Source organism: Gordonia zhaorongruii (assembly GCF_007559005.1).
Lineage (GTDB): Bacteria > Actinomycetota > Actinomycetes > Mycobacteriales > Mycobacteriaceae > Gordonia > Gordonia zhaorongruii.
In genome coordinates this window covers 1,903,826-1,918,536 of sequence record NZ_CP041763.1, presented here as the reverse complement: position 1 = coordinate 1,918,536, position 14,711 = coordinate 1,903,826, and the positions used below count along the sequence as shown (strand labels likewise).

Here is a 14,711-nt window from a genome sequence, read left to right as displayed (position 1 = left end):
GCCCCATCTGTCACACCCCGGCGCGGGGGCCGTCGAGTGTCAGACGGCCCGCATACAGTGGAGCCGTTCCAGTCCGATTTCTTCGCGAGGAGCCGCCGCGTGTCCGGGTCGTTCGTTCATCTGCACAACCACACCGAGTACTCGATGCTCGATGGCGCGGCGAAGATGTCGCCGTTGTTCGCGGAGGCGCAGCGGCAGGGCATGAGCGCGATCGGGATGACCGACCACGGCAACATGTTCGGTGCCAGCGAGTTCTACAACACGGCCCGCAAGCACGACATCAAGCCGATCATCGGCATCGAGGCGTATGTGGCGCCGGAGAGCCGATTCAGCACCAAGCGGGTGCTGTGGGGTACGCGTGATCAGAAATCCGACGACGTGTCGGGTTCGGGCGCGTACACGCATATGACGATGGTGGCCGAGAACGCGACCGGTCTGCGGAACCTGTTCAAACTGTCCTCGCGGGCCTCGCTCGAAGGTCAGTTGGGCAAGTGGTCGCGCATGGACGCGGAGATCATCGCCGAGCACGCCGAGGGGATCATCGCGACCACCGGATGCCCGTCGGGTGAGGTGCAGACCAGGTTGCGTCTGGGGCACGAGGCGGAGGCGCTGGAGGCCGCGGGCAGGTGGCAGGAGATCTTCGGCAAGGAGAACTTCTATCTGGAGCTGATGGAGCACGGACTGGAGATCGAGCAGCGCGTTCGTTCGGGGCTTCTGGACATCGGCCGCAAGCTCGGCATCAAACCGCTGGTGACCAATGACTGCCACTACGTGACGCAGGATCAGTCGGTCTCGCACGAGGCTCTGCTGTGTCTCCAGACGGGGAAGACGCTGTCGGATCCGACGCGGTTCCGGTTCGGCGGCGACGGGTACTTCCTGAAGTCGGCTCAGCAGATGCGCGAGATGTGGGACGCCGAGGTTCCGGGAGGGTGCGACAACACCGTCGAGGTGGGTGAGCGGGTCACCTCGTACGAGGAGGTGTTCGCCCATCACGACCGGATGCCGATCTTCCCGGTGCCCGAGGGGTTCACGCAGGAGTCGTGGCTCAAGCGCGAGGTGCTCGCGGGTCTGGATCGCCGGTTCACCGGGCAGACGGTGCCCGAGGAGTACTCGCGTCGTGCCGACTACGAGATGGGCATCATCTTCCAGATGGGCTTCCCGGCGTACTTCCTGGTGGTCGGCGACCTGATCAAGCATGCGCTGGAGGTCGGCATCCGGGTGGGACCCGGGCGTGGCAGCGCCGCCGGCTCGCTGGTGGCGTGGGCGCTGGGCATCACGAACATCGATCCGATCCCGCACGGTCTGCTGTTCGAGCGGTTCTTGAACCCCGAGCGTGTGTCGATGCCCGATATCGACATCGACTTCGACGATCGCCGCCGCGGTGAGATGGTGCGGTACGCCTCGGAGAAGTGGGGCAGCGACAAGGTCGCGCAGGTCATCACCTTCGGCACCATCAAGACGAAGGCGGCGATCAAGGACTCCGCCCGAGTCCAGTTCGGTCAGCCGGGATTCTCGATCGCCGACCGGATCACCAAGGCGCTGCCGCCTCCGGTGATGGCCAAGGACATCCCGGTGTACGGGATCACCGATCCCGAGCATGAGAGGTACTCCGAGGCGTCCGAGGTTCGGACGCTCATCGAGACCGATCCGGACGTCAAGACGATCTACGACACCGCTCTGGGGCTCGAGGGACTGGTCCGGAACGCGGGCGTGCACGCCTGCGCGGTCATCATGTCGTCCGAACCGCTCACCGATGCGATCCCGGTGTGGAAGCGTCCACAGGACGGCGCGATCATCACCGGCTGGGACTATCCGTCGTGTGAGGCCATCGGCCTGCTGAAGATGGACTTCCTGGGTCTGCGGAACCTGACTGTCATCGGCGACGCCATCGAGAACATCAAGACCAACCGCGGCATCGACCTCGACCTGGACACGTTGCCGCTCGAAGACCCGGCGACGTACGAACTGCTGGCGCGCGGCGACACGCTCGGGGTGTTCCAGCTGGACGGCGCGGCGATGCGCGAGCTGCTCAAGATGATGCAGCCGACCGGGTTCGGGGACATCGTCGCCGTGCTCGCGCTCTATCGCCCGGGCCCGATGGGCGTTAACGCGCACACCGACTACGCCAAGCGCAAGAACGGCCTCCAGAAGATCAAGCCGATCCATCCGGAACTCGAGGAGCCGCTGCGCGAGATCCTCTCCGAGACATACGGTCTGATCGTCTACCAAGAGCAGATCATGCAGATCGCGCAGAAGGTGGCCGGCTACTCACTCGGTCAGGCCGATCTGCTGCGTCGTGCGATGGGCAAGAAGAAGAAGGAGATCCTCGATGAGGCGTACGAGGGCTTCGCTCAGGGCATGCGCGACAACGGCTTCTCGCAGGGGGCGATCACCGCGCTCTGGGACACCGTTCTCCCGTTCGCCGGCTATGCGTTCAACAAGTCGCACGCCGCGGGCTACGGTCTCGTGTCGTTCTGGACCGCCTATCTGAAGGCCAACTTCCCGGCCGAGTACATGGCGGGCCTGTTGACATCGGTCGGCGACGACAAGGACAAAGCTGCGATCTATCTGTCGGACTGCCGGAAGATGGGGATCACGGTGCTCCCGCCCGACGTCAACTCGTCGCGCGCCGACTTCGCGGCCGTCGGTGAGGACATCCGCTTCGGTTTGGCGGCGATCCGCAACGTCGGGTCGGGTGTGGTGTCGTCGATCATCGCGAGCCGGGAGTCGAAGGGCGCGTACGCGAACTTCTCCGACTACCTCGGCAAGATCGATGTGGTCGCCTGCACGAAGAAGGTCACCGAGTCGTTGGTGAAGGCAGGCGCCTTCGATTCGATGGAGCATCCGCGCAAGGGGCTGTTCCTGGTGCATGCCGACGCCGTCGAATCGGTACTCGGCACCAAGAAGGCCGAGGCGATCGGCCAGTTCGATCTTTTCGGCGGGTCCGACGACGAGAGCGTCAGCGAAGTATTCGCGGTGAAGATCCCCGACGAGGAATGGGACACCAAGCACAAGCTCGCGCTCGAGCGCGACATGCTCGGTCTCTACGTCTCCGGACATCCGCTGGCCGGCCTCGAGCACGCGATCGCGTCGCAGACCGACACATCGATCACCTCACTGCTCGAGGGCACCGTGGCGGACGGTGCCCAGATCACCATCGGCGGGATCATCTCGTCGGTGACGCGACGAGTGAACAAGAAGGGCGAGCCGTGGGCGGCGGTGACCATCGAGGACATGGTCGGCGGTGCCGAGGTGTACTTCTTCCCGCGTGCGTTCGTCGCCTACGGCATGGATCTGGTGCAGGACAACATCGTGCTCGTCCGGGCGCGCGTCAACAAGCGTGACGACTCGCTGATGATCAGCGCCAACGATCTCGCCGTCCCCGACTTGAGTGCTGTCGGCACGTCGAAGCCGCTGATGCTGACCCTCGCGGCGAATCGGTGCACGCCCGATCGGGTGAGTGCGCTGAAGCAGGTGCTGACCCGTCATCCGGGAACCTCGGACGTGCATGTGACGTTGACCAGCGACCGGAAGCAGACGCAGCTCCGCCTGACCGACGCTCTGCGGGTGACTCCGTCATCGGCCCTGATGGGTGATCTGAAGGCGCTGTTGGGGCCAGGCTGTCTGACTGCATAGGGGAGTGGGGAACCTCATGATTCGGCGACCCGAATCATCATGTGCGGATCCGCTACACTGGGTCGTATGACCACCCTCATTCAGTCGGCAGCACGGGCGATGCCCACCGTGTCGGTCGCTGGTGCTCAGTGGCCGCTGAACAAGTTCGCGGCAGTGGTCGCGGCGCTGCTCGCAGTCGGGTCGGTACTGCTCGTCGGCGGCACGGCGATCACCGGTGCGTGGGTCGGGGCCGCACTGTCGCTCGCCGTGTGGTGGGGCGGGTATGCCGCAGTCGGCACCCGGTGGAATCATGGACGACGTGAGTACGCCGCCCGCAGCAGACGAGAAGAGCACTGACGATCCCGTTCCCGGCCTGAACCGCGCCAGCATCGATGCGGCAGCAGAGCGGCTGAACGGCGTCGTGATCGACACTCAGCTCGAGGCCTGTCCCCGGTTGAGTGTCGCCACCGGCGCGTCGATCTTCCTCAAGCGTGAAGATCTGCAGTCCGTCCGGTCGTACAAGATCCGCGGAGCGTACAACGTGATGACTCAGCTCGGCGCCGCCGAGCGCGCCGCAGGTGTCGTCGCGGCCAGTGCGGGCAATCACGCGCAGGGCGTCGCATTCGCCTGCGCGACGATGGGAGTCCACGGCCGCATCTACGTGCCGACCACCACGCCGAAGCAGAAGCGTGACCGCATCACGTGGCACGGCCGGGATTTCGTCGAACTGATCGCCGTCGGCGACACGTACGACGCCGCGGCCGCAGCGGCTCAGGCCGATGTGCTTCGCACCGGTGCGACCTGGATCCACGCGTTCGACGATGCGCGGACGGCGGCGGGTCAGGGGACCATCGGCAAAGAGATCCTGGACCAGCTCGACGGTCCGCCCGACGTGGTGGTGCTGCCGGTCGGGGGTGCCGGCTGCATGGCGGGGATCGTCACGTACCTGCGGGCCGCCAGCCCGTCGACCGCAATCGTGGGGGTCGAGCCTGCCGGCGCGGCTTCGCTCGGGGCAGCCCTGGTGGCCGGGGAACCGGTCACCCTCGATGAGGTCGATCCGTTCGTGGACGGAGCGTCGGTCAAGCGCATCGGCGCACTCGGTCATGCAGTGATGAGCACTGCGGGGGCACGCGTCGTGCGACACGCGATGTTCGACGCAGTCGCCGAGCAGCCCGCGGTTCCGGTCATCGAGGCGGGCGAGATCGATCTCGCGCCGGGCAGCGTGACCGTGATGAACATCGACGAGGGGGCGATCTGCTCGGCGATGCTCGAGCTCTATCAGAACGAGGGAATCATCGCCGAACCCGCGGGCGCTCTTGCGACGGCCGCGATCGACGCACTGCCGCTCGCGCCCGGCGCTCGCGTCGTCTCACTCGTGTCGGGCGGCAATAACGACGTCTCCCGCTACGGCGAGGTCATCGAGCGGTCGCTGGTGCACCGGGGGCTCAAGCACTACTTCCTGGTGAGCTTCCCGCAGGAGCCGGGCGCGTTGCGCCGGTTCCTGGACGAGGTGCTCGGCCCGGACGACGACATCACGTTGTTCGAGTACGTGAAGCGGAACAACCGCGACACGGGCACCGCTCTGGTCGGCCTCGAGATCGGCGACCCGTCGTGCCTCGCAGGTTTGCAGGACCGGATGGGTCGATCGCGCCTGCAGGTGGAGCGGTTGGAGCCGGGGAGCGCTGCGTACCGCTACCTGACATAGACGTGAGTGCGGGCTGTGAGCTGCCTGAGATGTGGCTCGTGCGACACATCTGAAAGTATCTGTGACCCCTAGCACACTTACCGGGTGCGGCTGTGTATGCTTCGACCACGGATAGGTGGATCGAAACGCTGCCGATCGGACTATCGCCGAATGACGTGAAGGTAGGGGTGTGAGCACGGAGACAGTTGACGCCCCTGCCGTCAAGCGAGAGCCGAAGCCTCGCAAAGGCGTCCGCAAATGGTTCCACGAGCACATCACCAAGTCCTTCGAGACCTTCGGTCGCCAGCTCGGAATGTTCGTCCAGGTGTTCTCCGTTCTCGTCACCGACATCGCCAAGCGGAGGTTCCCGTTCCGGGAGTTCGTTCGGCAGTGCGCCTTCATGGCGTCCACATCCGTGTTCCCCACACTCCTGGTAGCGATCCCGATCGGTGTCATCGTCTCGATCCAGGTGTCGAACATCGCCGGGCAGATCGGTGCGACGTCGTTCTCCGGTGCGGCTACCGGGCTCGGGGTGATCCGGCAGGGTGCGCCCCTGGTCACGTCGCTGCTCCTGGCCGGCGCCGTCGGGTCGGCGATCGCCGCAGACCTCGGTTCGCGCACGATTCGCGACGAGATCGACGCCATGCGGGTGATGGGCGTCAACCCGATCCAGCGACTGATCTCGCCGCGGTTGCTCGCCACGATGGTGGTCGCCTTCCTTCTCTGCGGCTTCGTCTGCTTCGTCGGCTTCATCACCGGCTACGTCTTCAACGTCTACGCGCAAGGGGGCACGCCAGGCAGTTACACGGGGACGTTCGCGTCGTTCGCCGGCACCTCCGACCTCATATTCGCGTTGGTGAAAGCCGTCATCTTCGGTGCGATCGTCGCGGTCGTGGCCTGCGACCGCGGCCTGAACACGAGTGGCGGCCCGGCCGGGGTCGCGAACTCGGTGAACGCCGCCGTGGTGAACTCGGTGCTGCTTCTGTTCACGGTCAACGTGGTGCTCACTCAGCTGTTCGCCCTCGTCATACCGACGAAGGTGGTGTGAGATGACTGCGTCCCGGTACACCCCGACCCTGCTGAAGCCGCTGGAGTGGGGGCGCAAGGCCATCGAGGCACCTCGCGACGCGCTGGTGGCGATGGGGCATCTCATCACCTTCCTGGTGAAGTCGATCGGATCGACCCCGATCACGTTCCGTCACTACAAGAAGGAAGTGTGGCGGCTGCTCTCGGACGTCGCCTGGGGCAACGGGGCGATCGTCGTCGGCGGCGGCACGGTCGGTGTCATGGTGATCCTCGGCGTGATGGGCGGTGCGACCGTCGGCATCGAGGGGTACACAGCCCTGAATCTGCTCGGCATGGGACCGCTGACGGGTGGGCTGTCTGCTTTCGCGACGACCCGTGAGATCGCCCCGTTGCTGGCTGCGACCGCTTTCACCGCTCAGTCCGGATGTCGATTCACAGCGCAGCTCGGGTCGATGCGGATCAGCGAGGAGATCGACGCGCTCGAGTCGATCGCGATCCGGCCGCTCCCGTACCTGGTGACCACTCGCATGGCCGCGGCGGTGCTGTCGATCATCCCGCTGTACGCGATCTCGTTGGCCGCCAACTACATCGCCTGCCAGTTCATGTTCCAGGTGCAGAGCGGAGAGGGCACCGGAACGTACCTGCATTACTTCGAGTCGTTCATCCTGTCGCGCGACGTCGTGTTCTCATTCATCAAGGTGATCGTCTTCGTTCTGCTGACGACGTTCATCCAGTGTTACTACGGGTACTTCGCATCCGGTGGCCCGGAAGGCGTCGGTATCGCCGCCGGGCACGCGATTCGCTTGTCGATCATCACGATCGTGTTCGCGAATCTGATTCTCACTCTCGTGTTCTGGGGCATGTCCGCCGGAATCAGGATATCGGGGTAGGCCGGGATGAGGATCGATACAGGCGGCCGCGACCCGTCGGTGAAGACGTACTTCATCCGGGGCGTCGTCTTCGCCGCGGTCGGCGTCCTGGTTCTGGGTCTGCTGATGATGCGCTACCAGGGCAAGTTCGACGACAACACCGAGGTGACGGCGTCACTCACGGATGTGGGAGACGGCCTCATCACCGGAGCCGACGTCCGGTACAACGGTTTCATCGTCGGCGCAGTCGACGTGATCGAGACCGGCGCGGATTCGGGCGAGCGCAAGAACGTCAAGATCCTCCTCGATTCGAAGCAGGCGGAGGGAATCCCCGCGGAGGTGACGGCGCGTACGGTGCCGTCGAACCTGTTCGGCGTCAACTCGGTGCAGTTGCTGGCACCTGCGCAGACGTCGGATGAGCGATTGTCGGCAGGCGACGTGATCGAGGCCGACACCTCCGAACCGACCATCCGGCTGCAGGACGCGCAGAACGAACTGCGCACCCTGTTGCGCAGCGTGCCGCCCGAGGATCTCGCACAGGTGCTCGGCGCGCTCGCGGATGCGCTCAAGGACGGCGGCCAGACGTTCTCCACCTTCGTCGGTGTGCTCGACACCTACTGGAAGACGATCAACTCGAAGTTCCCGCCGGGCGCTCCGTCGGGCTTCGACGACTTCAACCGGGCGGTTCGGGGGCTGGCGGACTCCACGCCTGAACTGCTCGACACGCTGGGTAAGTCGGTGAAGCCGGCGCTGACGATCGCCGAGAAGCAGGACGAACTCACCGCGCTCCTGTCCGCGGGTCAAGGTGTGCTCGATCAGACGCAGACCCTCTTCGCCGCGAACGGCGACGGCGGAAAGCGGATCGTCCGCGATCTGAACACCATGCTGGGCGCGCTGATGTACGACCCGGACGCCATGCCGCAGGCACTGCGCGAACTGTACGTGCTGGCCGGTCGCGTGCTCGGGGTGTTCACCGGGGTCAACGGTCACGTCCAGCTGAATCTCGGCATCAACTTCAGCGCGTACGAGATGTACACGCGCCAGAACTGCCCGGTGTACGACGGCGGGCCGTACGGCCAGCTCCGCGGACCGGGATGCGTGGGGCCGGGAACCGGCACCGGGCCGACGATGTCCGGCCCGCTGAGTGTGTATCCCAGCGACGGAATGCAGCGCCGCAAGGTGTCGAAGAAGGCGCGCGGCGTGACGACGAAGAGGGACGGTGAGACGTTGAGCGGCGCTCTCGGTCGCAAGCCCTCGTCCGCGGAGACCCTCATGGTCGGACCGCTGGTCTCGGTGGCGCCCACGCAGGAGAAGCCGTCAGCGAAGGAAGGGGAGCGGTGAGCAAGGAGACCGAGGGTATTCGCAAGCCGCTCATCGGCTTCGGCGTCTTCGCGGTGGTCGCAGTGCTGGTGACCTACCTGATCTGGTCGACGTTGGAACGATCGGTGCAGGGGTCCACCGAGGACTTCAGCACGTACTTCACCGATGCGTCGGGTCTCAGCTCGGGCGATGACGTCCGGATGGCGGGAGTGCGCGTGGGCCGTGTCGGGGACATCGTGCTCGACGAGGGCCGGGCCCGTGTGACCTTCGAAGTGCAGAACGACCAGCACATCTACGACAACACACGCGCGGCGATCCGCTACCAGAATCTGATCGGCCAGCGGTACCTGGCGCTCAGCCTCGACGACGACCGGCCCGGCAAGGAACTCGAACGGGGATCGACGCTGCACCTGCCCGGCGAGGACTCGTTCGACGTGACCAAACTGCTCGCGGGTTTCCAGCCGGTGTTCGACACATTGCGTCCCGAACAGGTGAACTCGCTGTCGGAGAGTCTGATCAAGACGTTCCAGGGGGACGAGGTCTCACTGTCGCGGACTCTCCAGCAGATCTCGACCGTGGCGGACGACATGGCGAACCGCGACCAGGTCCTCGGCGCGGTCATCAGCAATCTCGGGATCGTGATGCGTGAACTCGCGTCGCAGGGGAAGCAGATCACCACCTTGCTCGACAGCGCGTCGAAACTGGTGGAGAACCTGAACGGCAACTCGGCCGAATTCGGGAAGTCGATCGACCGGATCGGCCGGACCGCAGCAGGATTCGCGGACGTGCTCGCCGATAACCGGGGCGCCCTCCAGTCTGCGGGAACGCAGGCCCGCGAAGCCACGGACAAGCTGATCGACTCCGGTGCCAAGCTCGACAAGATGGCGCGTATCGCTCCGCAGTTCCTGGGGCACTTCCCGTTCGTCATGATGCAGGGCGCCTACCTGAACATCTACGCATGCGACCTGGACATCGCGTTCGGCAACGTCTTCCCGCCGCCCGGACTGATCAACAAGATCGGCGGCACTCAGCACTCGGTGGTGTGCCGATGAGTCGTCTGCAGTCACGGAAGCCGAAGTCAGGGAAGCCGAAGTCAGGGAAGCCGAAGAACCGTCAAGTCTGGATCGGCATCCTCGGAGCGGTCGCGATCATCGCGCTGCTCGTGGGCATCGTCGGGTTCGCCCAGGCGGATTTCGGAAAGCGCTCGTACACCGCCGATTTCGTGCAGGCGGGTGGTGTCCGCACAGGCGACAAGGTGCGAGTGGCCGGCATCGACATCGGAGAGGTCACCTCCACCGAGCTGGTCCGGGACCACGTCAAGATCGATATGAAGGTCAACAGCGACGTCGTCGTCATGCAGGACGGTTCCGCCGAGATCAAGCTGTCGACTCTGCTCGGCCAGCGGTACATCGACATCGTGTTGGGTGAATCCGACAAGGAGCTCTCCGGTGACCGGATCGAGCACACCGCCGTTCCGTACGACCTGCAGCAGACGCTCGCCAAGGGCACCCCGATCCTGGACGGCATCGAGGCGAACGACCTGGCGAACAGCATCCGCACGCTGAACACCCAGTTGCGCGGCGCGCCGGCGATCGCCACGCCGACCCTCGACGCGTTGACGAGGATGTCTGCGGTCATCAACAACCGAAGCGACCAGATCACCCAGTTGATGAACGACACGAAGTCGGTCACCGAGCAGGTGCAGAGCAGCCAGTTCCAGCTGTCGATCATCGTCGGACAAGGCGGCCAGCTGGCTACCAAGATCCAGACGCGTGAGCACCTGGTGACCCGGATGCTGGACGGTGTCGCCGAACTCACCGAGCAGGCCCGTGCCGTCGCACGGGAGAACGGCGATCAGTTCGCCCCCGTCATGGCGAACCTGGACACGATCGCGTCGGGTCTGGAGAAGAACCGTGACAACCTGCGCAAGCTGCTGGAGGTACTGCCGGTGACTGCGCGACTGACGAACAACATCATGGGGGACGGCCCCTACGCGAACGGTTACCTGCCGTGGGGGCTCTTCCCCGACAACTGGCTGTGCCTGGCCCGGGTGGTGGACGGATGCTGACACGTACGAGGACGGCTCGCGGACTGGCCGCGGTCGCAGTCGCCACGATGACCGCGCTGGTGGTCGCCGGGTGCTCGATGATGCCGACGAGTCTGCAGAAGGCAACGGGCCAGATCAACACCGTCACCGCCTACTTCGAGGACGTGTCCGGGTTGTTCGAGGGCAATGACGTCGCAGTCCTGGGCATGCCGGTCGGCCGAATCACCTCGGTCGAACCGCAGGGCACCCGAGTGAAGGTCGAGATGACCGTCGACGACGACGTTCCGGTGCCGAAGGACGTCACCGCCGCGATCGTCAACACCTCGATCGTGACGACGAGGCACGTCGAATTGTCGCCGGCGTACACCGAGGGGCCGACTCTGGGCGACGGCGACGTGATCGCGCACGCGAAGGCCCCCGTGGAGATCGGTACCTTGTTCGACGCGGTGGACGACTTGGTGAAGAACCTGTCGGGGGACGCGCCCGGCACCGGACCGATCGCCGATCTGGTGGACATCACCTCGGGTATCGCCGACGGCAACGGGGAACGGCTGCGCGCAGCGCTGGACGCGTTGGCAGAGGCCGGTAAGACGGGCGCGGACAACGGCAACGCGATCGTCGACATCCTGAAATCGTTGAGCACGCTGACCACGACGCTCACTGACAATTATCCGAAGATGAAGCAGTTCTCGTCGTCGATCACGAACGTGTCGAAGATGCTCGGGGAGCAGTCCACCGGTCTCGTCGCCACGCTCGACGATCTGAACCGGACGCTGGCGAACACCTCGGAGTTCCTGGACCGGAATTCGGGTGCGATCAGCTCGTCGACGGGCAGGCTCGCTTCACTCGCCGCGAACCTGTCGGACTACTCGCGGCAGGTGGTCGAGACCATCGACGTGGCACCGCTGCTCTTCCAGAACCTCTCCAACTCGGTGTCGGCCGAGCAGGGGGCATGGCGCGCCGGCGTCCTGTTGGACAAGTCGCTGCTCGACAACGAGATGGCCAACAAGTTCTGCGAGGCGATCAACCTCAACAAGACCGGCTGCCGGACCGGACAGTTGACCGACTTCGGTCCGGACCTGGGCATCTACTCCGGACTGTTGGAGCTGAGTGGCAGATGACGCGAATGAGGAGAACCTGGGCAGTCCTGGTCGCGATGCTCACCACGGTGAGTCTCGCGGCGTGCGGGTCGCTGCCCGGGGTGACGGTCCAGCAGATCCCCTTGCCCGCGCCGGGCGGAATCGGTGACGCGATCACCGTGCACGCATCCTTCCGGAATGCGCTGAACCTGCCGGATGGAGCGAAGGTCCGGCTCGGCGGCACCGACATCGGCGAGGTCGAGGACATCACCGTCGACGACTACCGCGCCACGGTGACGATGAACGTCGCCGAGAGCGCGGAACTGCCGATCGGAACCGGTGCCGAACTCCGGCAGGCGACACCGCTCGGCGACGTGTTCGTAGCGCTGCTGCCGCCGGAGGACTCGTCGAAGGGCGTCGTCGGTGACGGCGGTGCTCTCACCGGCCCGACATCGGCAGCGGCAACTGTCGAGGATCTGCTGGTGAGCGCCACCGCACTCGTCGACTCCGGATCGATCAACTCGCTGCAGACGATCTTCACCGAACTGTCGACGGCGGTCTCCGGAAACGCCCCCGAACTGCGCGGCTCGATCGACGGATTCACCACCGCGATCGACAAGTTCAATCGGAACTCGGGACAGGTCGACCGTGCGATGAGGAACACGGCGCGGCTCACCGGAGAACTGGCGGACGGCCGTGCGCAGATCGCGGCGGCCATCAACAAGCTGCCGCCGGCGATCGACGCGGTCGACAGCCAGATCGGCGACATCCTCACGACACTCGACAAGTCGAACAAGGTGACCGCCGCGACGAACGACTTCCTGCGCACCGAACAGGGAAACCTGTCCGAGATGCTGGGGCACCTCAATACGACGCTCGTCGCGTTGGGCGAGTCGGCGCCGACCCTTGGGCCGCTCGCCGACCGTCTCGCCGAGCTGAATCCGAAGTGGATGAAGTCAACGAGCGGTGCTGCGGCGTCGGTGTCGGCGAAGGTGTACTGGCTGAGCCCCGGGCTGGGTTTCGACTCCGCGTCGCGCCTTCCGGAACTGGGCGACGTCGACAAGGGCGGGCACGCCCTGCAGCAGACGCTGCAGCGACTCCTCGCCCGCATCACCGGGACGCAGAGGTGATGTGAATGATGAGGTGGCTGCGCAAGCACAGCATGGTGATCGGCAACATCGGGCTGGTACTGGTGATGCTGCTCGGGCTCGCCTACATCGCGTTCGGTTCGCTCAGTTGGCGACCGTGGCAGGGCACGTACGACGTGACAGTCCACTTTCCGCAGTCCGGCGGTCTGCAGGGCACCAGCAAGGTGATGCTGCGCGGATCGCAGATCGGCGAGGTCCGGGACATCCGGGTGACTCCGTCGGACGTGGTCGTGGAGCTCCGACTCCAGGACTCGGTGGACATCAACGAGAACTCGAAGGTGTCGGCTCTCGGCCTGTCGGCGGCCGGTGAGCAGTACGTCAACTTCACCCCGACGACCGACGACGGGCCGTATCTGTCGGACGGTGACACGATCGCGGTGGGCCAGACGCACGTCACGGCGCCGTTCGATTCGATGCTGCAGTCGACGCTCGATGTGATCAGCCAGATCGATCCGCCGAAGCTGACGTCGACGCTTCAGGAACTGGAGGTGGCGCTCAACGATCAGCGGCCGAACCAGTTGAAGTCGATCTTCCACTCCGGCGGGGTGATCTTCGCGGACCTCGCGCGGGCATTGCCCCAGACCACGAAACTGATCGACAACGCGGGCACGATCCTGAAGACGACAGCCGACATTCAACCGGATCTTCAGCATCTGTCGCACGGACTCAATGCGACGATGACTGCGGCGGTGAAGGCGGACGGTGAATTGCGCACCCTGCTCGGACGCGGTCCGGCGCGACTGACCAGCCTGACCGGTTCACTCGCCACCATCACCGACCCGGTGAGCGATGTGCTCGAGCAGTTCCTGGACGTGGCACGGCAGGGAGCGTTGCGTGCGCCGACCCTGGCCACGCTGCTCCCCTCGATGCGGGACGGCAGCATTCAGGGGCAGAAGATGTTCCACGACGGTGCGTGGTGGGCGCTGGCCTCGCTCTACCCGAGGCCGAGTTGCAACTACCAGGTGACGCCGGAACGGCCGACCAAGATCCTCGAGCTGACCGTGCCGACCAACCTGTACTGCGTGACGAACGACGATTCGATGCAGATCCGCGGGTCGGCGAATGCGCCGCGCCCCAAGGGCGATGACACCGCCGGGCCGCCGCCGAACTACGATCCGAACGCGAGAACCGTTCCATTGGACAAGTGAAGGACGTATGAGCTCCGAGAAGCCCGAGATCGACCCCACGAAGCCCGAGATTGACCCCGCCGACGAAGATACGGCAGGTGAGAAGATAACCGAAGCCCAGTCCGGGGTGGCCGCCAAGGCACGTGCTCGGGCGCAGTCCCAGAAGAGCACCGAGAAGTCGTCTGGCAACCGGGAGTTCACGGTGTCGGCGCGTGCCCTCAAGCGCGTCGGCGCGGGGATAGTCGCCATCGCCGTGATCGCGGGTCTGGTCTTCGGCGGGTGGAAGCTCTACGAGGCGAAGTCGGAGTTGTCGGCGTTCGAGGACAGCAAGGCGGCCGCGGCGGGGTTCGTGGACGAGTACTTCGCGGTCGCGATGGGCGAGAACCCCACTCCGCAGGCGCTCAAGGAGAAGGTCGGCCCGCTCACGACGGGAGACCTTCGTACCCGGCTGGATACGGATGCGTCGAAGACGGTCGAGTTCGTGAAGAGCTCGAAGCTCGCGAACGTCGAGACGAAGATCAACGCGTCGATGGTCGAGTCGTTCGATGACTCGCGTGCGGTCACGGTGCTCGCCGTCGAGTTCACCGGTACGAGTGCGACCGCCCCGGGCGGCGGCAAGTTCCTGTCGTTGCTCCAGCTGACGCTCGACCAGGTGGACGGCGAGTGGCTCGTCTCGGATATGGGCATGGTCCCGGGCATGGAGTCCGGCGCGCCCACAGGTCAGCCGGGTGGCGGTGCACCTGGCGGGGCACCCGTGCCGGCGCCCGCACCGGGACAGCCGCAGCCGGCAGGCTGA

At 65.3% G+C, this 14,711-nt stretch carries 12 protein-coding genes; all 12 read left to right on the top strand.

All coding sequences use genetic code 11. The annotated features are described in order from the left end of the window. Positions 1-99 precede the first annotated feature (99 nt). The 12 genes from dnaE to FO044_RS08805 all read left to right on the top strand — a co-directional run bounded on the left by dnaE (position 100) and on the right by FO044_RS08805 (position 14,711). Positions 100-3,636: a DNA polymerase III subunit alpha gene (gene dnaE, locus FO044_RS08860; RefSeq protein WP_132991537.1), complete on the top strand. Its 3,537-nt coding sequence runs from the start codon at positions 100-102 to the stop codon at positions 3,634-3,636. A 66-nt stretch (positions 3,637-3,702) separates the two neighbouring features. Continuing rightward, positions 3,703-3,972, top strand: coding sequence for a hypothetical protein (locus FO044_RS08855; protein ID WP_132991536.1), 270 nt, complete (start codon positions 3,703-3,705; stop codon positions 3,970-3,972). Then, entirely contained in the window at positions 3,926-5,320 is a 1,395-nt protein-coding gene (ilvA, locus tag FO044_RS08850; protein ID WP_132991535.1) for a threonine ammonia-lyase IlvA, read from the top strand. The genes FO044_RS08855 and ilvA overlap by 47 nt, the downstream gene beginning before the upstream one ends. Before the next feature lie 169 nt (positions 5,321-5,489). Further along, positions 5,490-6,347, top strand: coding sequence for an MlaE family ABC transporter permease (locus tag FO044_RS08845; protein ID WP_132991534.1), 858 nt, complete (start codon positions 5,490-5,492; stop codon positions 6,345-6,347). A gap of 1 nt (position 6,348) precedes the next feature. Continuing rightward, complete coding sequence (locus FO044_RS08840) at positions 6,349-7,215, top strand: ABC transporter permease (RefSeq protein WP_132991533.1); 867 nt, start codon at positions 6,349-6,351, stop codon at positions 7,213-7,215. 6 nt (positions 7,216-7,221) lie between these two features. Next, entirely contained in the window at positions 7,222-8,535 is a 1,314-nt protein-coding gene (locus tag FO044_RS08835) for an MlaD family protein (protein ID WP_132991532.1), read from the top strand. Then, a complete protein-coding gene (locus FO044_RS08830; RefSeq protein ID WP_132991531.1) occupies positions 8,532-9,566 on the top strand; it encodes an MCE family protein in 1,035 nt (344 codons plus the stop codon). The genes FO044_RS08835 and FO044_RS08830 overlap by 4 nt, the downstream gene beginning before the upstream one ends. After that, a complete protein-coding gene (locus tag FO044_RS08825) occupies positions 9,563-10,582 on the top strand; it encodes an MlaD family protein (protein WP_132991530.1) in 1,020 nt (339 codons plus the stop codon). Before FO044_RS08830 ends, FO044_RS08825 begins: the two co-directional genes overlap by 4 nt. After that, entirely contained in the window at positions 10,576-11,682 is a 1,107-nt protein-coding gene (locus FO044_RS08820) for an MCE family protein (protein ID WP_132991529.1), read from the top strand. The genes FO044_RS08825 and FO044_RS08820 overlap by 7 nt, the downstream gene beginning before the upstream one ends. After that, entirely contained in the window at positions 11,679-12,770 is a 1,092-nt protein-coding gene (locus tag FO044_RS08815) for an MCE family protein (RefSeq protein WP_132991528.1), read from the top strand. Before FO044_RS08820 ends, FO044_RS08815 begins: the two co-directional genes overlap by 4 nt. A 5-nt stretch (positions 12,771-12,775) precedes the next feature. Next, the gene (locus tag FO044_RS08810; RefSeq protein ID WP_235831280.1) at positions 12,776-13,936 is read left to right on the top strand and encodes an MlaD family protein; all 1,161 of its coding nucleotides are present in this window, start codon (positions 12,776-12,778) and stop codon (positions 13,934-13,936) included. Between the two features lie 7 nt (positions 13,937-13,943). Then, entirely contained in the window at positions 13,944-14,711 is a 768-nt protein-coding gene (locus FO044_RS08805; RefSeq protein WP_132991527.1) for a hypothetical protein, read from the top strand.